The organism is Pseudomonas sp. 10C3 (assembly GCF_036346185.1).
Taxonomy (GTDB): Bacteria; Pseudomonadota; Gammaproteobacteria; order Pseudomonadales; family Pseudomonadaceae; genus Aquipseudomonas.
The window spans coordinates 125,156-145,608 of the sequence record NZ_JASJVE010000009.1; the positions used below are offsets into that span (position 1 = coordinate 125,156).

The following is a 20,453-nucleotide window of genomic DNA, read 5'->3' on the forward strand; positions in this document are numbered from 1 at the left end:
TTGCGATTCAGGATGAATACCGGGGAGAGGTGATGTGAAAGGCTTTAACCGCACTGCCACAGCAAACAATCACTCGCAACCCCCCGACAGCCCGTCATCGGCTTCCCGTCAGCCCATTCTTTCGCCCGGCCTTGTTTCGGCTGTCGCAGGGCTACTCACGGCCAGCGTGTTGTTGTGGCTGGCGTTATTCAGCCAGCCGCACCAGCAAACCCGGCTCAGCCAGGCTTGGGGTTCTAGCCAGGCCAGCGCCTTGGGCCTGGCACTCAAACAACTGAACGCCGAGACGCAAGCCGCCGCGCTCGACGGCGCACTTACTCAAGCACTGCAAAGCAAAGACCCGACCTCGATCAGCCAGGCTGAAAATCAGCTGCGCTATCACGACAGTGTGGTGGGCGCACGGCTCAACCCTCTCGGCCGGACCGACGTGGATGCACAAGCTCCCGTGCCGGTGAATTTTTCCACCCTGGACATGCTCAACAAAGCCGCACTCGGCCAGACGCCCTCCCCCGAAGCGCGCAAAGTCGGCGAGCGCTGGCTGGTCTATAGCGTTGCACCGCTACGGGCGAGCCCGGGCGCACCGATCACCGGCACGCTGTTGCTGGCGTTCGACCTGCAACGGGTGCTGAGCGCGCTGCCGGTTTTGCTCGCTGATATTGGTCAGGTCCAGGTAACCCAACAGTTCGGCGCCAGTCCCGGGCAAGTTCTGCTACAACGCGGTCAGCCTGCAGCAGGTTCGTCACAGGCGTTCGATACCGGCCAGCCCAACTGGAAGCTCGACTTCACGCCGGGCCCGGCGCTCGACTCATCAGTGCCCTGGCTGTTTCTGGCACTGGCGGCGCTGGTCGCTCTAGCCGGTGTCGTGCTTGGGCTGTACCTCAACGACAGTGCCTTGCAGCGCCGCATTTCGGCAGATGCCCGACAGCTGGACCAACTGCTTCAAGAACTCTCAGGCGGAAAAGCCGTCAAAGCTTTCGGATTAAGCCTGCCGGCCCTGAACGGGCTGGCCCAAAGCCTGGCCAGATTTTCGCTGCGCAATGCGCCATCGACCACGGTCCAAGGCGCATCACGTGACAAGAACAGCTTCAATAACGACTTAGCGACAAGCAGTGCCCCAGCGTCGACTCAGCCCAATGCCCCGCGTACTGAGTGGGTCGATCCGCTGTTTCAAGATACCGACATTCTCGATATCGACTTCCTCGACGAAAACCAGGATTTCCTGAGATTGGAGCACCCCCCAGTTATGAGCAGTACAGCATTGGTGGCACCTAAATTTCCTGACACCATCTTCCGCGCCTACGATATTCGTGGCGTCGTCGGTGACACCCTCTTCGCAGAAACGGCTTACTGGATTGGTCGCGCCATCGGCTCCGAGAGTCTGGCCAAGAATGAACCTAACGTCTCCGTAGGCCGCGATGGCCGCCTGTCCGGCCCGGAACTGGTACAGCAACTGATTCAGGGCCTGCACGACAGCGGCTGCCACGTCAGCGATGTCGGCCTGGTACCGACCCCTGCGCTCTATTACGCCGCCAACGTGCTTGCCGGTAAAACCGGTGTGATGCTGACCGGCAGCCACAACCCGCGAGACTACAACGGCTTCAAGATCGTCATTGCTGGCGACACCCTGGCCAATGAACAGATCCAGGCTTTGCACACGCGCCTGAAAACCAACGATCTGACCACCGGCAAAGGCAGCATCGAGAAAGTCGACATTCTTGATCGCTACTTCAAGCAAATCACCGAAGACGTTGTCCTCGCCCGACGCATGAAGGTCGTGGTCGACTGTGGAAACGGCGCGGCGGGCGTCATCGCTCCGCAACTGCTTGAAGCCCTGAACTGCGAAATCATCCCGCTGTTCTGCGACGTCGACGGCAACTTCCCGAACCACCACCCTGATCCAGGCAAACCGGAAAACCTCGTTGACCTGATCGCCAAGGTCAAGGAAACCGGTGCCGACCTGGGCCTGGCCTTCGACGGTGACGGTGACCGCGTAGGCGTCGTCACCAACACCGGCAACATCGTGTTCCCGGATCGCTTGTTGATGCTGTTCGCCAAAGATGTAGTGTCACGCAATCCCGGTGCCGATATCATTTTCGACGTCAAATGCACCCGCCGCCTGACCCCGTTGATCCGCGAATACGGCGGTCGTCCGGTGATGTGGAAGACCGGTCACTCGCTGATCAAAAAGAAGATGCGCGAAAGCGGTGCGCTGCTGGCAGGCGAAATGAGCGGGCACATCTTCTTCAAGGAACGCTGGTTCGGTTTCGACGACGGCATCTACAGCGCGGCACGCCTGCTGGAAATTCTCAGCCAGGAGAAAGGCACCGCTGAAGAAGTCTTCGCGACCTTCCCGAATGATATTTCCACACCGGAAATCAATATCGATGTGACGGACGTGACCAAGTTCAGCATCATTGAAGCGCTGCAACGCGATGCCCAATGGGGCGACGCACAGTTGACCAGCATTGATGGTGTGCGAGTGGACTACCCCAAAGGCTGGGGTCTGGTGCGTGCATCCAACACCACGCCGGTCTTGGTATTACGCTTCGAGGCCGATACTGAAGCCGAATTGCAGCGCATCAAGGACGTGTTCCACGCCCAGCTCAAGAACGTTGCGCCCGACCTCAAATTACCGTTTTGAATGAACCCTTGTTTTCACTGGAGCCCTGAATGACCCTCGAACACGATGCCGCTGCTAATGTAGCCAAAGTTTTGTCCGAAGCGCTGCCTTACATTCGCCGATTTGTCGGCAAGACGCTGGTGATCAAATACGGCGGCAACGCTATGGAGAGCGAGGAGCTGAAAACCGGCTTTGCGCGCGATATCGTGCTGATGAAAGCCGTCGGTATCAACCCGGTAGTGGTTCACGGCGGGGGCCCGCAAATCGGCGACCTGCTCAAGCGCCTGTCCATCGAAAGCCACTTCATCGACGGCATGCGCGTCACTGACGCACAAACCATGGACGTGGTGGAAATGGTCCTGGGCGGCCAGGTCAACAAGGACATCGTCAACCTGATCAACCGCCACGGCGGCAGCGCCATTGGCTTGACCGGCAAAGACGCTGAACTGATTCGCGCGCGAAAGCTCACGGTCACCCGGCAGACGCCAGACATGACCAAGCCGGAAATCATTGATATCGGCCAGGTCGGTGAAGTGGTCGGGGTTAACACCGACCTGCTGAACATGCTGGTCAAAGGCGACTTTATTCCGGTGATCGCGCCCATCGGCGTTGGCCCTAACGGTGAGTCGTACAACATCAACGCCGACCTGGTTGCAGGCAAAGTCGCCGAGGCCCTCAAGGCCGAAAAACTGATTTTGCTGACCAACATCGCCGGCTTGATGAATAAACAAGGCGAAGTCCTGACCGGACTGACCACCGAACAAGTCGATGGCCTGATCGCCGACGGCACCATCTACGGCGGCATGCTGCCCAAGATCCGGTGCGCACTGGAAGCGGTTCAGGGCGGAGTCAACAGCTCGCACATCATCGACGGGCGCGTGCCCAATGCCGTGCTGCTGGAGATCTTCACCGACAGCGGCGTCGGCACCCAGATCACCAATCGCAAGCGGCATTGATTGATCGATACGTCACGCACAACTGAAAGGCCCCGTCCGGTTCACACCGGACGGGGCCTTTTTTTTCAGAGCCTATCAATGCTGTAACTGCTGAACCCGCACTCGATCAACCGCAAAATCGGCCTCAGCCTGTTTGCGCGAACCCTGATAACGCTCGACTTCAGCCTTGAGGCTTTGCTGGTCGTCACGCAGGCTGTTCATCTGATCGAGTAACGGCTGCGGTACGGCACGACCGGCACGTTCCTGGGCCGCAGCCTGCCCCTGAAGAGTGCTCTGCTGAGAGATCAAGCCTTGCAGATTGCCCTGTGCCACGGCAATCAAGGCATCCAGCTCGGCGAGCTTGCGGGTCTTGGCACTGTCGACATCGCTCACGCTGCTGTACAAATGCAGCAGTTGAGCATTGGCGTCGGCCTTGGCCTTGTCGGTCTGCTGACGCTGGATTTCCTCTGCCGTGGGGGCTGGCGGCACGACCTGTATCACTCGGCCTCGCTCATTGAGCACCTGGTAACCTTTGCCGACATACTCCGGCGGCACGCCTTGACGGTCGAGAACGATCCCACCCTTGTTGTCGACGTAGCGATAGAGCAACACAGGCGTTTTATCAGCAGCCTGTACAGCCATCACATTCAACGCCAATAGCAGCCCCGCGGTGTTCAGCTTGAGCATAAATGCAGCATCCTCAAATTCCGTACTGCGTCCGATAAGCCTCGACCGCAGGCAAATATTGCTTGAGTTGTGGGTCATCGGCCAAAAATTGCAGCACCTGATTCAAGGACACGATGCTGATCACCGGGATACCGAAGTCACGTTCGACCTCCTGAATCGCCGACAGCTCACCATTGCCGCGTTCCTGACGATTCAGCGCGATCAACACACCGGCCGCTGTCGCGCCCTGGTCCTTGATGATCTGCATGACCTCACGAATGGCCGTACCGGCAGTGATCACATCGTCGATGATCAACACGTTGCCTTGCAATGGCGCGCCGACCAGGCTTCCGCCTTCGCCGTGAGCCTTGGCTTCCTTGCGATTGAAGCACCATGGCAGATCCAGCTGATGATGTTCAGCCAAGGCCACGGCCGTCGTGGCCGCCAGGGGAATGCCCTTGTAGGCCGGGCCGAACAGAACATCGAAAGAAATGCCGCTCTCAACCACCGCCTGGGCGTAGAAACGACCGAGCTGAGCCAGGGCAGAACCGCTGTTGAACAGGCCGGCATTGAAGAAATATGGACTGGTCCGTCCAGACTTCAAAGTGAACTCACCGAAGCGCAAAACACCGCGATCGATGGCAAAACGAATGAAGTCGCGCTGATATGCCTGCATGAAAAAAGCCCCAAATACCACGGATTTAGCTAATTAGGTAGAGCTCGGGTATCATACACGCACGTGATTTTTGGGGCCATTTATGCGGATCATCAGTGTGAACGTAAATGGCATTCAGGCTGCAGTCGAGCGTGGTTTGCTCAGTTGGCTACAAGCCCAGAATGCTGACGTCATCTGCCTACAGGACACCCGCGCCTCTGCCTTTGAACTGGACGACCCAGCCTTCCAACTGGATGGCTACTTCCTTTATGCCTGCGATGCTGAAGTCCCTGCCCAAGGCGGTGTGGCGCTCTACTCGCGGTTGCAACCAAAGGCTGTTATCAGCGGACTTGGCTTCGAAACAGCCGACCGTTACGGGCGCTATCTGCAAGCGGATTTCGACAAGGTCAGTATTGCGACCTTGCTGCTTCCTTCGGGAATGAACGGCGACGAAGACTTGAACCAGAAGTTCAAGCTTATGGACGATTTCGCGCGCTACCTGGATAAGCAACGACGCAAGCGTCGTGAATACATCTATTGCGGCTCGCTGTATGTCGCGCAACAGAAGCTAGATATCAAAAACTGGCGTGACAGCCAGCAATCTCCAGGCTTTCTTGCGCCAGAACGCGCATGGATGGACGAGATTGTCGGCACCATGGGCTATGTCGACGCCCTGCGTGAAGTCAGCCGTGAAGGCGATCAGTACAGCTGGTGGCCGGATAACGAACAAGCCGAAATGCTCAACCTCGGTTGGCGCTTCGACTATCAACTGCTGACCCCGGGTCTGCGCCGCTTCGTACGCAGCGCTCGCCTGCCACGTCAGCCACGCTTCTCGCAGCACGCTCCATTGATTGTGGATTACGACTGGACGTTGACCATCTGACGTCCAGCCGCCCACAAAAAAGCCGACTTCGTGTCGGCTTTTTTGTGGCTGCTGGTTTTGCGTTACTTGATCAAGCGCCAGGTAAACGGATACCGATAGGCAATCCCGTCGTTGGCCTTGACCCCGCCGATAATGGTCAACACCAGCGCGCCGACGCCGACCAGTACCAACAGCGGGAAGCCGATAATCACGACCATCAACAGGAAGCAGATCATTGCGGCAATCGCCACGGTGATCTGAAAATTCAGAGCTTCCTTGCCTTGGGCATCAATGAAAGGATCGGTCTCTTTCTTGATCTGCCAGAGAATCAATGGCCCCAGCAGATTGCCGAAAGGGAAGATCAGGCCAAAAAACGCCGCAAAGTGACAGAGCATCGCCCATTGACGAACCTCGGCACTGGGGGTCGGTAGCGGAAGCTGGCTGTCACTCATGATGCTTATCCTTAGCAGGTGTGATGGCTGAATCTATACCCGTGCCGATCAGTCGGCCAGCGCAGCTCGCTGCAGTTCGAACAGCTCGGCCATGCCGATGTTCGCCAATGCCAGCATCGCGTTCAGCTCTTCTGGCTGGAACGGCGCGCCTTCAGCGGTGCCCTGGACTTCGATAAAGCCGCCAGCACTGGTCATCACCACGTTGAGATCGGTCTCGGCAGCGGAGTCTTCCAGGTAGTCGAGGTCAAGTACTGGCTCACCCTGATACATACCCACCGACACCGCAGCAATCATCTGCTTGAGTGGATCGCCACCTTTGAGGCCGCCGCGCTTCTTGATGACTTTCAAGGCATCGACCAACGCAACCATGGCACCGGTAATGGACGCGGTACGCGTACCGCCATCGGCCTGGATCACATCGCAATCGACATACAGCGTCACTTCGCCCAGCTTGGACATGTCCAACGCTGATCGCAGGGAACGACCGATCAAACGTTGAATCTCCAGGGTACGCCCGCCTTGCTTGCCACGGCTCGCTTCACGCTGGTTACGATCACCAGTGGCGCGCGGCAGCATGCCGTACTCAGCCGTCAACCAGCCTTGGCCCTGACCTTTAAGGAAGCGCGGCACGCCGCTCTCGACGCTGACCGTGCAAATCACTTTGGTGTCACCAAACTCGACCAGTACAGAACCCTCGGCGTGTTTGGTGTAGTTGCGGGTGATGCGGATCGAGCGGAGCTGATCGGCAGCGCGGCCACTTGGACGTTTCATTTGGGAATACCTGTACTGAGACGGAAAACTGCCGGGCATTATAGAGGTCACAACCCGAGCTGGGCACCTCTAATAAAGTTGCCGGGCCGATTCGGAGCTGCCAACAGCATTGCAGCCTGCACAAGAGCGACGCTCGGTAACGCCTTATGGCGTCGCCAGTTTGGGAGCATGCACCGCACTGCGCTACAATCCTGCGCCTTCGAAGCCTGTCGGCTATTTGTGACATTTATTCGGGCAGTCCTGCGCCCACGACAGTCTTCTCACCGACTGAACCCACGAGGTATTTCCCATGGTGCACAGCATGACGGCCTTCGCCCGAGTAGAACGGGCCGGCACCCAAGGCACGCTGAGCTGGGAACTGCGCTCGGTCAATCACCGTTATCTTGAGCCGCACCTGCGCCTGCCGGAGTCCTTTCGCGACCTGGAAGGCGCGGTCCGCGAAGCTCTGCGTCAGGGCTTGTCGCGCGGCAAGGTGGAATGCACGTTGCGCTTCACCGAAGAAACCGCTGGCAAACCGCTGCAGGTTGATCTCGAGCGCGCCGCACAATTGGTCGCCGCAGCAGAGACCGTAGCCAGCCTGATCAAGCAACCGGCCCCTCTGAATCCGCTGGAAGTACTTGCCTGGCCCGGCGTATTGGTGGCCGATGCCAGCGATCCGCAGGCGCTCAATAACGATGCACTGGCCCTGTTCAGCGAGGCGTTGAGCGAACTGAAAGCCGGTCGCGGCCGTGAAGGTGCCGACCTGGCCAAACTTCTAGACGAACGGCTAGTCTCGATAAACGAAGAAGTCGCAACCCTGCGTACGCTGGTGCCGCAGATGCTTGCGACCCAGCGCCAAAAGGTAATGGATCGCTTTGCCGACATGAAGGCCGAGCTTGATCCTCAGCGCCTGGAACAGGAAATGGTCCTGCTCGCACAGAAAAGTGACGTCGCCGAAGAACTGGACCGTCTCAGCACCCACGTTACCGAGGTGCGTCGCGTCCTCAAGACGGGCGGACAAGCAGGTCGGCGCCTGGACTTCCTGATGCAGGAACTCAACCGCGAAGCCAATACATTGGGCTCCAAAGCCTTCGACCCGCGCAGCACTCAAGCGGCGGTCAACCTCAAGGTGTTGATCGAGCAGATGCGTGAACAAGTGCAGAATATTGAGTAAGGCTACCCCAACATGACCCACAGTACCGGCACCCTTTATATCGTTTCTGCACCTTCTGGCGCGGGCAAAACCAGCTTGGTAAAGGCCCTGATCGACGCCCAGCCGCAGATCCGTGTCTCGGTCTCGCACACCACGCGCGCCATACGTCCGGGCGAAGTCGACGGGGTGAACTATCACTTTGTCGACCGCGCCGAGTTCGTGCGGATGATCGAGCACGGCGATTTTCTCGAGCAGGCCGAAGTCTTCGGCAATATGTACGGCACCTCGCAGAGCCGCCTGCAGCAAACGCTTGATGAAGGCCATGACCTGATTCTGGAAATCGACTGGCAAGGGGCTGAACAAGTCCGCAAATTGCTGCCGGACGCACGCTCGATTTTCATCCTGCCACCGACCCAGCAAGCGTTGCGTCAACGCCTGACCAACCGCGGCCAGGACAGCGACGAGATCATCGAAGGACGCATGCGTGAAGCCGTCAGCGAGATGAGCCATTATGTGGAATACGATTTCATTGTGATCAACGATGACTTCGCCACCGCCCTGGAAGACCTTAAAGCGATCTTCCGCGCCAACCAGTTAAAGCAGAAACCACAACAGCAGCGTTTCAGCGATTTGCTTCGTCAACTGCTGGCTTGAAATACCGCTTTCGGGCATTTTAAACGTGCGTAAGCAACGTATTGGGGTGCCCCTGAAAAATCAGCGCTTCCCTAAACGCTGGTGTTTTTTTAAACTGTTCAGTCCGCTCGCCCATCCGGGCACCGCGCATACTGCATTTGCTACGAGGAATACCCATGGCCCGCGTGACCGTTGAAGACTGCCTAGACCACGTCGTTAATCGCTTTGAGCTGGTCATGCTCTCTACCAAGCGTGCCCGTCAATTGGCGACCGGCGGTAAAGAACCGAAACTGCCTTGGGAAAATGACAAGCCTACCGTTATGGCTCTGCGTGAAATCGCAGCGGGCCTGATGAATTACGCAGTCATTGCAGAAGCTGAAATCGTTGAAGATGAGCCGTTGTTCGGTAACTTCGAGGACGAGTCCAACGAGGCCGTCTAAGTCTATGCCTGGTCGACGTAGTACGGCACAGGGCAAAAGCCATCGGCAGGGGGTAACACCTTGCCGAGCATAGACGCCCTCGCCGATCGTCTGTCGGCCTACCTCGGTAAAGACCAGGTCAATCTGGTCCGCCGAGCGTATTTCTATGCCGAACAAGCCCACGATGGCCAACGCCGTCGTAGCGGTGAAGCCTACGTCACGCACCCTCTAGCGGTCGCGAATATCCTTGCCGACATGCACATGGACCATCAAAGCCTGATGGCGGCCATGCTGCATGACGTGATTGAAGACACCGGAATTGCCAAGGAAGCGCTCTGTGCGCAGTTCGGCGAAACCGTGGCCGAATTGGTCGATGGGGTCAGCAAGCTGACTCAGATGAACTTCGAGACCAAGGCCGAGGCGCAAGCTGAAAACTTCCAGAAAATGGCCATGGCCATGGCCCGCGATATCCGCGTGATCCTGGTCAAGCTGGCTGACCGGCTGCACAACATGCGCACGCTGGAAGTCCTGTCCGGAGAAAAGCGCCGGCGGATCGCCAAGGAAACCCTGGAAATCTATGCGCCCATCGCCAATCGCCTGGGCATGCACAGCATTCGCATTGAGTTCGAAGACCTCGGGTTCAAGGCCATGTACCCAATGCGCTCCTCACGTATTGGCCAAGCGGTCAAACGGGCACGGGGCAATCGCAAAGAGCTGGTCAACAAGATCGAGGAGTCCCTGAGCCATTGCCTGGCCGTGGACGGTATCGAAGGCGAAGTCAGCGGTCGGCAGAAACACCTGTACGGCATCTACAAGAAGATGCGCGGCAAACGCCGGGCCTTCAACGAAATCATGGACGTTTACGCGTTCCGCATCATCGTCGACAAAGTCGACACCTGCTACCGCGTGCTGGGTGCTGTGCATAATTTGTACAAACCGCTGCCCGGGCGCTTCAAGGATTACATCGCGATTCCCAAGGCCAACGGCTACCAGTCCCTGCATACGACGCTGTTCGGTATGCATGGCGTGCCTATCGAAATCCAGATCCGCACCCGTGAAATGGAAGAGATGGCGAACAACGGGATCGCGGCGCATTGGCTGTACAAATCCAATGGCGACGAGCAGCAACAAGGCACGCATGCCCGCGCTCGTCAGTGGGTCAAAGGCGTGCTGGAAATGCAGCAGCGTGCCGGCAACTCGCTGGAATTCATCGAAAGCGTGAAGATCGACCTGTTCCCGGACGAGGTCTACGTGTTCACGCCCAAAGGCCGGATCATGGAGCTGCCCAAAGGCTCCACGGCGGTCGATTTCGCTTACGCAGTCCACACCGATGTCGGCAACAGCTGCATAGCCTGTCGGATCAATCGTCGCTTGGCACCGCTCTCCGAGCCGCTGCAAAGTGGCTCGACGGTTGAAATCGTCAGCGCGCCAGGTGCGCGTCCGAACCCGGCGTGGCTGAATTTCGTGGTCACCGGTAAAGCTCGCACGCACATTCGCCACGCCCTCAAGCTGCAACGCCGCTCTGAATCCATCAGCCTGGGCGAACGCCTGCTGAACAAGGTGCTCAACGGCTTCAATAGCACCCTGGAGAAGATTCCAGCCGACCGCGTGCAAATGATCCTTACCGAGTACCGCGTGGAGGTCATCGAAGACCTGCTCGAAGACATTGGCCTGGGCAACCGCATGGCCTATGTCGTCGCCCGCCGCTTGCTGACCAGCGAAGCCGAGCAACTGCCAAGCTCCGAAGGTCCATTGGCGATTCGCGGCACCGAAGGGTTAGTCCTCAGCTACGCCAAGTGCTGCACGCCGATCCCGGGCGACCCGATTGTCGGCCATCTGTCCGCAGGCAAGGGCATGGTTGTGCACCTGGACAACTGCCGAAACATCAGTGAAATCCGCCACAATCCGGAAAAATGCATCCAGCTGTCCTGGGCCAAGGATGTGACGGGCGAATTCAACGTCGAACTGCGCGTCGAACTGGAACATCAGCGCGGCCTTATCGCCCTGCTGGCCAGTAGCGTGAATGCCGCGGACGGCAATATCGAAAAAATCAGCATGGACGAGCGCGATGGTCGCATCAGCGTGGTCCAACTGGTAGTCAGCGTGCACGACCGCGTGCACCTGGCCCGCGTGATCAGAAAACTGCGCGCCCTGACAGGGGTCATTCGCATCACCCGCATGCGCGCGTAGCCAACCACTTCATCAGGAGTTCTTCATGACCAAGACCGTTATCACCAGCGACAAAGCACCTGCAGCCATCGGCACTTACTCTCAGGCGATCAAAGCTGGCAATACCGTCTACATGTCCGGGCAGATCCCGCTGGACCCGAAAACCATGGAACTGGTCGAAGGCTTCGAAGCCCAGACCGTTCAGGTGTTCGAGAACCTGAAAGCCGTGGCTGAAGCAGCCGGAGGTTCGTTCAAGGACATCGTCAAACTGAACATCTTCCTGACTGACCTGAGCCACTTCGCCAAGGTCAACGAGATCATGGGCAAATACTTCGACCAGCCTTACCCGGCCCGCGCCGCCATTGGTGTTGCTGCGCTGCCAAAAGGCTCGCAGGTCGAAATGGACGCCATCCTCGTTATTGAATAACCTCCCCGACGGAGCGCTGGCCGTTCCGCCCACCCTGCAAAGGAAGGACTCCGCTATGCGCTTTGCGCTTGCCCTCTCGCTGCTCGCCACGCTATTGAGCGGCTGTGCCAGCCACGCCGACCGTAACCCCGACGGCATCTGGATCAACCAGACCGCTATCGATGCCGCCTCCAAAGGTGGAAATCTGCGCCAGGCGCTGCTTGCCAACGGGCCTAACCTGGAATGGCACGTCGACACAAAAGCCAGGCAGGCCGCCTTCTCTAACGGCTTCGAGCTGAGTGAAGGCAAAATCGTCAGTGCCGCCGATGGCAAATGGCACGTCGATTTCTACGGTAACTTCTTCGAAGACCTGAGCCTCAAGGGCGACGAACTGGTTCAAGGCGTCAGCGACTCGAGCCCGGAACAACGCTTCGTGCAGCCTGAAAATCCCGCGCCTGCCGACGCACCGCCAGGCAGCAGTTTCGAGAAAGCCCTGTATAGCGCCTACATGGGCGGTAAATGGAAAATTGTCGACGGCGAAGGCGCTGGCGGCGTCGTTCAGTTCCAGCCTGACGGCAGCATTATCGGCTTGCCGGGCAATGATCGTTACGCCCTATGCCTGGCCGGTGATTGCGCAGCCATGAGCGGCGAACACGACAGCCTCTGGCTGGAAAAAGCCCAAAAAGGCAATGCCTGGATCTTTGTCCGCAAAGACAAGCAGATGGAAATACTCCAGGCCGTCAATCAGGCCAAGGCCGACGAAATGCCGGACCTGCGTCCTGGTGCACGTCACTGGTTGCTCGAGCGGAACTGAAGCCGCACGGTCTGCCCTTCGCTCCCACACCCCCCGTGGGAGCGAATTTATTGGCGATACAGGCCTGTCGGCGATGCAGGGTTCAGACCCCTATTTCTGCCCTTCAAGCACCGCAGCGTAGCCCTCGCGATAACTCGCATAACGCGGCACCCAGCCCAAGGCCCGGGCCCGGGCATTGCTGCAGCGCTTGCTGCCGGCGCGGCGCACGCTGGCCTCAGCCGACCACTCGGTAACCCCCAGATACTCACGCAGCCACGCAACCACCTCAGCCAAGGGCGCGGGCGCATCATCGACACCGATATAGCACTCATCCAGCGCAACGCCACGGGCATCCGCCTGTAGCAGGTACGCCAATAGCCCTGCGGCATCGTCGACATGAATGCGATTGCCATATAACGGCGGCTCGGCCACGACGCGATAACCTTGACGAACTTGCGTCAGCAACCACTCGCGGCCCGGCCCATAGATGCCCGTCAGGCGCACCACGCTGGCGGGGATGCCGCTGTGCAATGCCAAGTGCTCGGCCTCAAGCATCAGGCGACTGGAATACCCCGTCGCCTGGGTAGCCGATGACTCATCGACCCACTCTCCCTGCTGTTGCCCATACACACTACTGCTGGACACGAACACCAGACGCCTGGGCTTCTGCCCGTGTTGCTTGAGCCAGCTCAATACATTGCGCAGGCCATCCACATACGCTGCCCGGTAACCGGCCTCGTCATGATCGGTCGCAGCAGCGCTGTAGACCAGGTAATCAATCGGCGAGGTTGGCCAGGCGCTTGGGCAGTCAGCATCGAACAGGTCACCTGCGATGCCTGTTACCCCGGCAGGCAAGCGCGCAACAGACCGGCGCAAACCAGACACGGTCCAGCCCTGAGCAAGCAGTTGGCTGGCGAGACGGCCTCCAACATCACCACAACCAGCAATCAAAACAGACGGGGCAGACATGTCGGAGCTCCACAATAAAAAACGTGCGACAACGGCGCGGTAAACAGCCGAAAATGACGTTTGAATTTAATCAGAAACCTACGGTTTATAGGGAAAGATACCGCACCACTTGTTGTTAACAAGAATTATTTGCAATAATCGGGAACCGTTTGCTCTGCCCTTCCGGTCATATGCCTAGCGCGAAGTGGCAGAACGAAGCCCCCTTTTTCCTCTCAGGTCAGGCCAGCATGACACGTATCCAATCCCTCGCTTCGCCCACCAAGCTTGCCAGCCTGCCGCGCGCATGGCGCGGTATTGCTGCGTTGATGCTCAGCCTGATGCTGGCTCCCAGCGCGTTTGCCAATGAACCGGTCGCTGCTGCTTCGCCCTCCGTCCAGGCTGTCGCTGCCGCACCCGCCAATGGCATTGTCGACCCTGCCGCCGCCCCGGTTGTAGAGCAACGTGAAGACGCAGCCGTTGTCGATGACAACAGCCTCGGTATGGCCAACGACCTGTCGCCTTGGGGCATGTACCAGCATGCCGACATCATCGTGAAAGTCGTCCTGATTGGTCTCGCCATCGCCTCGATCATCACCTGGACAATCTGGATCGCCAAAGGCGTTGAGTTGTTGGGCGCCAAGCGGCGCCTGCGCGGCGAAATCGTCAACCTGAAAAAGGCCCGTACCCTCAAGGAAGCCAGCGACAGCGCCAGTAAAGAAGGGACGCTGGGCCACCTGTTAGTGCATGACGCCCTCGAAGAAATGCGCCTGTCGGCCAACAGCCGCGAGCGCGAAGGCATCAAGGAGCGGGTCAGCTTCCGCCTGGAACGTCTGGTTGCAGCCTGTGGCCGCAACATGAGCAACGGCACCGGCGTGCTCGCGACCATCGGTTCCACCGCGCCCTTCGTCGGCCTCTTTGGCACCGTATGGGGCATCATGAACAGCTTCATCGGCATCGCCAAAACCCAGACCACCAACCTTGCCGTGGTGGCCCCCGGTATTGCCGAAGCCTTGCTGGCTACCGCGCTTGGGCTGGTTGCCGCGATTCCGGCCGTGGTGATCTACAACGTTTTCGCCCGCTCCATCGCGGGTTACAAAGCCCAGGTTTCCGATGCCTCGGCACACGTTCTGCTGCTGGTCAGTCGTGACCTCGATCACCTGCCGGCCGAGCGTAGCCAGCAGCCTCACGTGGTTAAAGTGGGGTAAACCATGGGCCTGCATCTGAACGAAAACAGTGGCGACGATCTCGTCGAGAACCACGAAATCAACGTCACGCCGTTTATCGACGTCATGTTGGTGCTGCTGATCATTTTCATGGTGGCCGCCCCGTTGGCGACGGTCGATATCAAAGTCGACCTCCCCGCCTCCACCGCCAAGCCTGTTGCTCGGCCCGAGAAACCGCTGTTTCTCAGCGTCAAGACTGATCAGAGCCTATTCCTCGGCGAAGAAAAAATCAGTCGTGAACAGCTTGGCCAAGTGCTCGATGCCAAGACCAGGGGCAAGAAGGACACGACGATTTTCTTCCAGGCCGACAAGGGCGTGGACTACGGCGACCTGATGGAGGTGATGAACGCCTTGCGCGGTGCCGGTTACCTGAAAGTCGGCCTCGTGGGCCTCGAGACGGTTGGCAAGAAATGACGACTCTGCGCCAAAAACTGACGCGCTATAGCGGTAGTTTGTTGTTGGTGCTCGCCGTGCACGCCATCGCGATTATCGTCGCGATGCGCTGGTCGGCACCCCAGGCAATCGAACTGCCTCCTGCTGCGATGATGGTCGAACTGGCGCCGTTGCCAGCACCCGCGCCACCGCCGCCCAAGGTCGTGCAGCCGCCGCAACCACCGACGCCGGTGGAAACCCTGCCGTTGCCGAAACTCACTGAAGCGCCAAAGCCGGAAATTGCCATTCCAAAGCCGGTTATCAAGCCAAAAGCCAAACCACAGCCGCCCAAACCGCAGAAGAAACCGGAGCCGCCGCAAGAAAAGCCGGCCGAGGAGAAACCAGTGGATACGCCGCCGACCGACGCCAAGCCTGAAAAAGCCGCCGCGGCGCCGCAGCCATCCAGCACACCGTCGGACAGTCATGCGAAGCGCAACTGGCAATCCGATTTGCAGCAGCATCTGGCCAAGTACAAACGCTACCCCGAAGATGCGCGCCGTCGCGGCACCCAGGGGACGGTCAGTCTGCGCTTTGTCGTCGATGCCGACGGCAGGGTCCTGTCCTTCTCGCTGGCGGGCAACTCCGGCAGCACCGCGTTGGATCGAGCCACTCTTGAAATGATCCGACGTGCGCAACCGTTGCCCAAGCCGCCCGCTGAAGCACTGACTAATGGCGCAGTGGAAATACTCGCCCCTTTCGTTTATTCCCTGGATAAACGCTGAAATCGTAATTTTGATTGACTGGAGTACAGCTGATAACGTGCGTCTATCGATTGCAGCCGCTATGCTGGGGTCGCTACCTCATGGACGCACGCTATGACCCTTACAGAATTGCGCTACATCGTTACGCTCGCCCAGGAACAACATTTCGGACACGCCGCCGAGCGCTGCCACGTCAGCCAGCCGACCCTCTCGGTGGGCGTGAAAAAGCTGGAAGATGAACTTGGCGTGCTGATTTTCGAGCGCAGCAAGAGTGCCGTTCGCCTGACCCCGGTCGGCGAAGGGATTGTCGCTCAAGCTCAAAAAGTGCTCGAACAGGCTCAAGGCATCCGCGAACTGGCTCAGGCTGGCAAGAACCAGCTGACCGCACCGCTCAAAGTCGGCGCGATCTACACCGTTGGCCCGTACCTGTTCCCGCACCTGATCCCGCAACTGCACCGGGTCGCCCCGCAAATGCCGTTGTACATCGAAGAAAACTTCACCCATATCCTGCGCGACAAACTGCGCAACGGTGAGTTGGACGCGATTATCATTGCGCTGCCATTCAATGAAGCCGATGTACTGACCCTGCCGCTGTACGACGAGCCGTTCTACGTACTGATGCCTGCGGACCACCCATGGACCCAGAAAGAGTCCATCGATGCCGCTGCGCTGAACGACAAGAGCCTGTTGCTGCTCGGCGAAGGTCACTGTTTCCGTGATCAGGTACTCGAAGCGTGCCCGACAGTGGCCAAAGGCAGCGAAGGCGTCAAGCACACCACCGTCGAATCCAGTTCGCTGGAAACCATTCGGCACATGGTTGCCTCAGGACTGGGTATCTCAATCCTGCCTATGTCAGCCGTCGACAGCCATCACTATGCACCTGGCATCATCGAAGTGCGTCCGCTGACCCCGCCCGTGCCGTTCCGCACCGTGGCGATCGCCTGGCGCGCGAGCTTCCCTCGGCCCAAGGCGATCGAGATTCTCGCCGACTCCGTGCGCCTGTGCTCGGTGACCCGGCCTAAAGTAGAAGCGAGCTAAGTCGCAACATGAGCGAGTTGTCCCACGTCTCCGTCACGGCGCTTAAAGGCGTCGGCGCGGCCATGGCCGAGAAACTGGCCAAAGTAGGCCTCGAGAATCTTCAGGACGTCCTGTTCCACCTGCCCCTGCGCTATCAGGACCGGACCCGTGTCGTGCCCATCGGCGCATTGCGTCCGGGCCAGGACGCGGTGATAGAAGGGGTGGTCAGCGGCGCCGATGTGGTCATGGGCAAGCGCCGCAGCCTGCTGGTGCGCCTGGGCGACGGTACAGGCACGCTCAGCCTGCGCTTTTATCACTTCAGCAATGCGCAAAAAGAGGGCATGAAACGCGGTACCCACCTGCGCTGCTACGGTGAAGCCAGGCCCGGCGCGTCCGGGCTGGAAATTTATCACCCGGAATACCGCGCACTGACCGACGATGAGCACATCCCGGTTGAACAAACCCTCACGCCCATTTATCCAACCACCGAAGGCCTGACCCAGCAGCGTTTGCGCCAGCTGTGCCAGCAAAGCCTGGCGCTGCTGGGCCCCAAAAGCCTGCCCGACTGGCTGCCTGAAGAGCTGGCGCGCGACTATCAACTGGCGCCGCTGGATGAAGCCATTCGTTATTTGCACCATCCACCCGCGAACGCCGACCTGGAAGAGCTTGCCCTCGGCCATCACTGGGCCCAGCACCGCCTGGCATTCGAAGAGTTACTGACCCATCAACTGTCGCAACAACGCCTGCGTGAAAGCTTGCGCTCGCAGCGCGCCCCGGCATTGCCCAAAGCCACAAAGCTGCCACCACAGTTCCTCGCCAACCTTGGTTTTGCGCCCACTGGCGCGCAGCAACGGGTCGGCAACGAAGTCGCTTATGACCTGAGTCAGCCAGAACCCATGCTGCGCCTGATTCAGGGCGACGTCGGCGCGGGCAAAACCGTGGTCGCTGCTCTGGCGGCCTTGCAGGCACTGGAGGCGGGTTATCAGGTGGCGCTGATGGCGCCGACCGAAATTCTGGCTGAACAGCATTACGTCAACTTCAAACGCTGGCTCGAACCCCTGGGTATTGATGTCGCGTGGCTGGCAGGCAAGCTCAAGGGCAAAGCCCGGGCCGCCTCGCTGGAGCAGATTGCCAGCGGCACGCCCATGGTCGTGGGCACCCATGCGCTGTTCCAGGATGAAGTGCAGTTCAAGAATCTGGCGCTGGTGATCATCGATGAACAACACCGCTTCGGCGTGCAACAGCGCCTGGCCCTGCGCAAAAAGGGCGTCGGTGGCCTGATGTGTCCGCATCAGCTGATCATGACCGCGACGCCCATCCCGCGCACCCTGGCCATGAGTGCCTATGCCGACCTCGACACCTCGATCCTCGACGAGCTGCCGCCAGGACGTACACCGGTCAATACCGTATTGGTGGTCGACAGTCGCCGGGTTGAAGTCGTCGAACGCGTTCGCGCGGCCTGCGCCGAAGGGCGTCAGGCCTATTGGGTCTGCACCCTGATCGAAGAATCCGAAGAGCTCACCTGCCAAGCCGCCGAAACCTCATTCGAAGAGCTGACCAGCGCCTTGGGCGAATTGCGCGTGGGCTTGATCCATGGGCGCATGAAACCTGCGGAAAAAGCGGCCGTCATGGCCGAGTTCAAACAAGGCGCCCTGCAACTGTTGGTGGCAACCACCGTCATCGAAGTCGGCGTCGACGTGCCCAATGCCAGCCTGATGATTATCGAAAATCCCGAACGCCTGGGCCTGGCGCAACTGCACCAGTTACGCGGGCGCGTCGGTCGGGGCAGCGCCGCGAGTCATTGTGTATTGCTCTATCATCCCCCCCTGTCGCAGATTGGGCGGCAACGACTGGGCATCATGCGCGAGACCAATGATGGTTTCGTCATCGCTGAAAAAGATTTAGAACTGCGCGGTCCTGGCGAAATGCTCGGCACCCGACAGACTGGCCTGCTGCAATTCAAGGTCGCCGACCTGATGCGTGACGCAGACCTGTTGCCGGCCGTTCGAGACGCTGCACAAGCCTTGCTCGAACGCTGGCCCCAACATGTAAGCCCACTGTTGGAGCGCTGGTTACGCCATGGCCAGCAATATGGACAGGTATGAAGAGAGTGCGTCGATAACGACGCCGGATAACTAAGCTGGTTATACTCCCTAAACTGTAACAATCTGGATACACGTCATGACAGAAGTTGCCTTCGCCGATGCAACCCCGCCCGCTCCGTCTGTCATTCGGGCGCTGTTCGGCAAATTAGCCGTCAGCTACCGGGAAGTCATGGATGACACGAGCCTTCCTGCCTCGCAGAGAGTCCAGCCCATCCTCCTCGGCGACGCCATTGGCACGCTGCTGGTTCTGTTCCCGCAGAGTCATTTACTGGACCTCAACCGCCTCGCCGAGTTGACCGGACGCACGCTGACCGCCATTCCCCAGGAACGTCTTGATCACATGCTCGGTAAACACAACCAGAGCATGCTGCCTGGCTTACCTGCGCTGAACGGCTCACCGTGCCTGTATGAAGAGCGCTTGCTACAAGAGCCGACGCTACTGATCAATTCCGGCGAGCCGGGCCTGTTGCTGGAAATTTCCAGCGAGGCCTTCAAAGGTATGATGAGCAAAGCCAGCGCGGCAACTTTCGGCGAACCACTGAGCTTGATCCGGCCCAACCTTGACCGGCCAGACGATGACCGCGAGGAAATCATCAAGGCGATGCATGCCTTCACCGCCCGTCGCATTCAGCAACGCCTGGAAGAGACGCTGGAAATTCCACCGCTGGCCGAGACCGCGCAAAAAATCATCAAGTTGCGGGTCGATCCCAACGCCACGATTGACGACATCACCGGCGTAGTCGAGACCGACCCCGCGTTGGCGGCACAAGTGGTCAGCTGGGCTGCTTCGCCTTACTACGCATCGCCCGGCAAAATCCGCTCGGTGGAAGATGCCATCGTCCGCGTGCTTGGCTTCGACCTGGTGATCAACCTGGCCTTGGGCCTCGCACTGGGCAAAACCCTGAGCCTGCCCAAGGACCATCCGCAACACACCACGCCTTACTGGCAGCAGTCGATCTACACTGCGGCCGTGATCGAAGGCCTGACCCGCGCCATGCCTCGCGCGCAACGCCCGGAAGCCGGTCTGACGTACCTCGCCGGTTTGCTGCACAACTTCGGTTACCTGCTGCTGGCCCACGTCTTCCCGCCGCACTTCTCGCTGATCTGCCGCCATCTGGAGGTCAACCCGCACCTGTGCCACAGCTACGTCGAGCAACATCTGCTCGGCATCAGCCGCGAACAGATCGGTGCCTGGTTGATGCGCTACTGGGATATGCCTGAAGAGCTGGCCACGGCGCTGCGCTTCCAGCACGATCCGTCCTACGCTGGCGCTCATTGCGAGTACGCGAATCTGGTGTGCCTGTCGGTACGCTTGCTGCGTAAAAACGGCATCGGTTCAGGGCCGGAAGAGGACATCCCGGATGAACTGTTCGAACGCCTGGGCCTGCCACGCGAAAAAGCCGAAGAGTCCGTGAAAAAGGTACTGGACGCCGAAGTGCTGCTGCGCGAACTGGCGTCGCAATTCGCGACGTAGTGAGGGCGTCTGCGATAGGAACCCCCGGCGGCAACCACCGCCC

20 protein-coding genes are annotated in these 20,453 nt (G+C 59.2%); 15 read left to right on the forward strand and 5 right to left on the reverse strand.

Annotation, left to right across the window (positions count from 1 at the left end; translation table 11 throughout):
• The first annotated feature begins 34 nt into the window (after positions 1 to 34).
• Complete coding sequence (locus QN399_RS10805; RefSeq protein ID WP_330200928.1) at positions 35 to 2,638, forward strand: phosphomannomutase/phosphoglucomutase; 2,604 nt, start codon at positions 35 to 37, stop codon at positions 2,636 to 2,638.
• Positions 2,639 to 2,667: 29 nt separating this feature from the next.
• Complete coding sequence (argB, locus tag QN399_RS10810) at positions 2,668 to 3,573, forward strand: acetylglutamate kinase (RefSeq protein WP_219063054.1); 906 nt, start codon at positions 2,668 to 2,670, stop codon at positions 3,571 to 3,573.
• 75 nt (positions 3,574 to 3,648) lie between these two features.
• On the opposite strand, the gene QN399_RS10815 is transcribed toward argB, so the two are convergent.
• Both QN399_RS10815 and pyrE read right to left on the reverse strand, forming a co-directional pair.
• Positions 3,649 to 4,239 carry a DUF4124 domain-containing protein gene (locus QN399_RS10815; RefSeq protein ID WP_322176999.1) on the reverse strand — a complete coding sequence of 197 codons (591 nt, stop codon included), beginning with the start codon at positions 4,237 to 4,239 and terminating at the stop codon, positions 3,649 to 3,651.
• Between the two features lie 13 nt (positions 4,240 to 4,252).
• On the reverse strand, positions 4,253 to 4,894 hold the full coding sequence (gene pyrE / locus QN399_RS10820; RefSeq protein ID WP_322177000.1) for an orotate phosphoribosyltransferase: 642 nt from the start codon (positions 4,892 to 4,894) through the stop codon (positions 4,253 to 4,255).
• 82 nt (positions 4,895 to 4,976) lie between these two features.
• On the opposite strand from pyrE, the gene QN399_RS10825 reads away from it, so the two are divergent.
• Complete coding sequence (locus QN399_RS10825) at positions 4,977 to 5,756, forward strand: exodeoxyribonuclease III (RefSeq protein WP_322177001.1); 780 nt, start codon at positions 4,977 to 4,979, stop codon at positions 5,754 to 5,756.
• Positions 5,757 to 5,818: 62 nt separating this feature from the next.
• On the opposite strand, the gene QN399_RS10830 is transcribed toward QN399_RS10825, so the two are convergent.
• Positions 5,819 to 6,187 carry a DUF4870 domain-containing protein gene (locus QN399_RS10830; RefSeq protein WP_322177002.1) on the reverse strand — a complete coding sequence of 123 codons (369 nt, stop codon included), beginning with the start codon at positions 6,185 to 6,187 and terminating at the stop codon, positions 5,819 to 5,821.
• A gap of 48 nt (positions 6,188 to 6,235) precedes the next feature.
• Positions 6,236 to 6,958, reverse strand: a complete 723-nt coding sequence (gene rph / locus QN399_RS10835; RefSeq protein ID WP_322177003.1) for a ribonuclease PH — start codon at positions 6,956 to 6,958, stop codon at positions 6,236 to 6,238.
• A 289-nt stretch (positions 6,959 to 7,247) separates the two neighbouring features.
• On the opposite strand from rph, the gene QN399_RS10840 reads away from it, so the two are divergent.
• The 6 genes from QN399_RS10840 to QN399_RS10865 all read left to right on the forward strand — a co-directional run bounded on the left by QN399_RS10840 (position 7,248) and on the right by QN399_RS10865 (position 12,531).
• Positions 7,248 to 8,111 carry a YicC/YloC family endoribonuclease gene (locus tag QN399_RS10840; RefSeq protein WP_322177004.1) on the forward strand — a complete coding sequence of 288 codons (864 nt, stop codon included), beginning with the start codon at positions 7,248 to 7,250 and terminating at the stop codon, positions 8,109 to 8,111.
• A 12-nt stretch (positions 8,112 to 8,123) separates the two neighbouring features.
• Positions 8,124 to 8,744: a guanylate kinase gene (gene gmk, locus QN399_RS10845; protein WP_322177005.1), complete on the forward strand. Its 621-nt coding sequence runs from the start codon at positions 8,124 to 8,126 to the stop codon at positions 8,742 to 8,744.
• A gap of 155 nt (positions 8,745 to 8,899) precedes the next feature.
• Positions 8,900 to 9,163 (forward strand): DNA-directed RNA polymerase subunit omega, encoded by a 264-nt coding sequence (gene rpoZ / locus QN399_RS10850; RefSeq protein WP_322177006.1) that lies wholly within the window; start codon positions 8,900 to 8,902, stop codon positions 9,161 to 9,163.
• 60 nt (positions 9,164 to 9,223) lie between these two features.
• The gene (gene spoT, locus QN399_RS10855) at positions 9,224 to 11,332 is read left to right on the forward strand and encodes a bifunctional GTP diphosphokinase/guanosine-3',5'-bis pyrophosphate 3'-pyrophosphohydrolase (protein ID WP_219063063.1); all 2,109 of its coding nucleotides are present in this window, start codon (positions 9,224 to 9,226) and stop codon (positions 11,330 to 11,332) included.
• Positions 11,333 to 11,357: 25 nt separating this feature from the next.
• Positions 11,358 to 11,738 carry a RidA family protein gene (locus QN399_RS10860; protein WP_003229509.1) on the forward strand — a complete coding sequence of 127 codons (381 nt, stop codon included), beginning with the start codon at positions 11,358 to 11,360 and terminating at the stop codon, positions 11,736 to 11,738.
• 55 nt (positions 11,739 to 11,793) lie between these two features.
• Entirely contained in the window at positions 11,794 to 12,531 is a 738-nt protein-coding gene (locus QN399_RS10865) for a hypothetical protein (RefSeq protein ID WP_330200929.1), read from the forward strand.
• Positions 12,532 to 12,621: 90 nt separating this feature from the next.
• Here QN399_RS10865 and QN399_RS10870 read toward each other — a convergent pair whose 3' ends face one another.
• The gene (locus QN399_RS10870) at positions 12,622 to 13,479 is read right to left on the reverse strand and encodes an SDR family oxidoreductase (RefSeq protein ID WP_323567080.1); all 858 of its coding nucleotides are present in this window, start codon (positions 13,477 to 13,479) and stop codon (positions 12,622 to 12,624) included.
• A 227-nt stretch (positions 13,480 to 13,706) separates the two neighbouring features.
• Here QN399_RS10870 and exbB point away from each other — a divergent pair, with 227 nt between their 5' ends.
• The 6 genes from exbB to QN399_RS10900 all read left to right on the forward strand — a co-directional run bounded on the left by exbB (position 13,707) and on the right by QN399_RS10900 (position 20,410).
• The gene (exbB, locus tag QN399_RS10875) at positions 13,707 to 14,663 is read left to right on the forward strand and encodes a tonB-system energizer ExbB (protein ID WP_323566379.1); all 957 of its coding nucleotides are present in this window, start codon (positions 13,707 to 13,709) and stop codon (positions 14,661 to 14,663) included.
• 3 nt (positions 14,664 to 14,666) lie between these two features.
• Positions 14,667 to 15,095, forward strand: a complete 429-nt coding sequence (gene exbD / locus QN399_RS10880) for a TonB system transport protein ExbD (protein ID WP_322177010.1) — start codon at positions 14,667 to 14,669, stop codon at positions 15,093 to 15,095.
• A complete protein-coding gene (locus tag QN399_RS10885; protein WP_323566380.1) occupies positions 15,092 to 15,835 on the forward strand; it encodes an energy transducer TonB in 744 nt (247 codons plus the stop codon). Before exbD ends, QN399_RS10885 begins: the two co-directional genes overlap by 4 nt.
• A gap of 93 nt (positions 15,836 to 15,928) precedes the next feature.
• Positions 15,929 to 16,852: a hydrogen peroxide-inducible genes activator gene (locus QN399_RS10890; RefSeq protein WP_330200930.1), complete on the forward strand. Its 924-nt coding sequence runs from the start codon at positions 15,929 to 15,931 to the stop codon at positions 16,850 to 16,852.
• Between the two features lie 8 nt (positions 16,853 to 16,860).
• Positions 16,861 to 18,936: an ATP-dependent DNA helicase RecG gene (gene recG / locus QN399_RS10895; RefSeq protein ID WP_322177013.1), complete on the forward strand. Its 2,076-nt coding sequence runs from the start codon at positions 16,861 to 16,863 to the stop codon at positions 18,934 to 18,936.
• 76 nt (positions 18,937 to 19,012) lie between these two features.
• The gene (locus QN399_RS10900) at positions 19,013 to 20,410 is read left to right on the forward strand and encodes an HDOD domain-containing protein (RefSeq protein WP_322177014.1); all 1,398 of its coding nucleotides are present in this window, start codon (positions 19,013 to 19,015) and stop codon (positions 20,408 to 20,410) included.
• Positions 20,411 to 20,453 lie beyond the last annotated feature (43 nt).

Bases quoted from the DNA above. Each gene is read 5' to 3' on its own strand.
- argB (WP_219063054.1), top strand. From the start codon at position 2,668: ATGACCCTCGAACACGATGCCGCTGCTAATGTAGCCAAAGTTTTGTCC.
- QN399_RS10815 (WP_322176999.1), bottom strand. From the start codon at position 4,239: ATGCTCAAGCTGAACACCGCGGGGCTGCTATTGGCGTTGAATGTGATG.
- pyrE (WP_322177000.1), bottom strand. From the start codon at position 4,894: ATGCAGGCATATCAGCGCGACTTCATTCGTTTTGCCATCGATCGCGGT.
- QN399_RS10825 (WP_322177001.1), top strand. From the start codon at position 4,977: ATGCGGATCATCAGTGTGAACGTAAATGGCATTCAGGCTGCAGTCGAG.
- QN399_RS10830 (WP_322177002.1), bottom strand. From the start codon at position 6,187: ATGAGTGACAGCCAGCTTCCGCTACCGACCCCCAGTGCCGAGGTTCGT.
- rph (WP_322177003.1), bottom strand. From the start codon at position 6,958: ATGAAACGTCCAAGTGGCCGCGCTGCCGATCAGCTCCGCTCGATCCGC.
- QN399_RS10840 (WP_322177004.1), top strand. From the start codon at position 7,248: ATGGTGCACAGCATGACGGCCTTCGCCCGAGTAGAACGGGCCGGCACC.
- gmk (WP_322177005.1), top strand. From the start codon at position 8,124: ATGACCCACAGTACCGGCACCCTTTATATCGTTTCTGCACCTTCTGGC.
- rpoZ (WP_322177006.1), top strand. From the start codon at position 8,900: ATGGCCCGCGTGACCGTTGAAGACTGCCTAGACCACGTCGTTAATCGC.
- QN399_RS10860 (WP_003229509.1), top strand. From the start codon at position 11,358: ATGACCAAGACCGTTATCACCAGCGACAAAGCACCTGCAGCCATCGGC.
- QN399_RS10865 (WP_330200929.1), top strand. From the start codon at position 11,794: ATGCGCTTTGCGCTTGCCCTCTCGCTGCTCGCCACGCTATTGAGCGGC.
- QN399_RS10870 (WP_323567080.1), bottom strand. From the start codon at position 13,479: ATGTCTGCCCCGTCTGTTTTGATTGCTGGTTGTGGTGATGTTGGAGGC.
- exbB (WP_323566379.1), top strand. From the start codon at position 13,707: ATGACACGTATCCAATCCCTCGCTTCGCCCACCAAGCTTGCCAGCCTG.
- exbD (WP_322177010.1), top strand. From the start codon at position 14,667: ATGGGCCTGCATCTGAACGAAAACAGTGGCGACGATCTCGTCGAGAAC.
- QN399_RS10885 (WP_323566380.1), top strand. From the start codon at position 15,092: ATGACGACTCTGCGCCAAAAACTGACGCGCTATAGCGGTAGTTTGTTG.
- QN399_RS10890 (WP_330200930.1), top strand. From the start codon at position 15,929: ATGACCCTTACAGAATTGCGCTACATCGTTACGCTCGCCCAGGAACAA.
- recG (WP_322177013.1), top strand. From the start codon at position 16,861: ATGAGCGAGTTGTCCCACGTCTCCGTCACGGCGCTTAAAGGCGTCGGC.
- QN399_RS10900 (WP_322177014.1), top strand. From the start codon at position 19,013: ATGACAGAAGTTGCCTTCGCCGATGCAACCCCGCCCGCTCCGTCTGTC.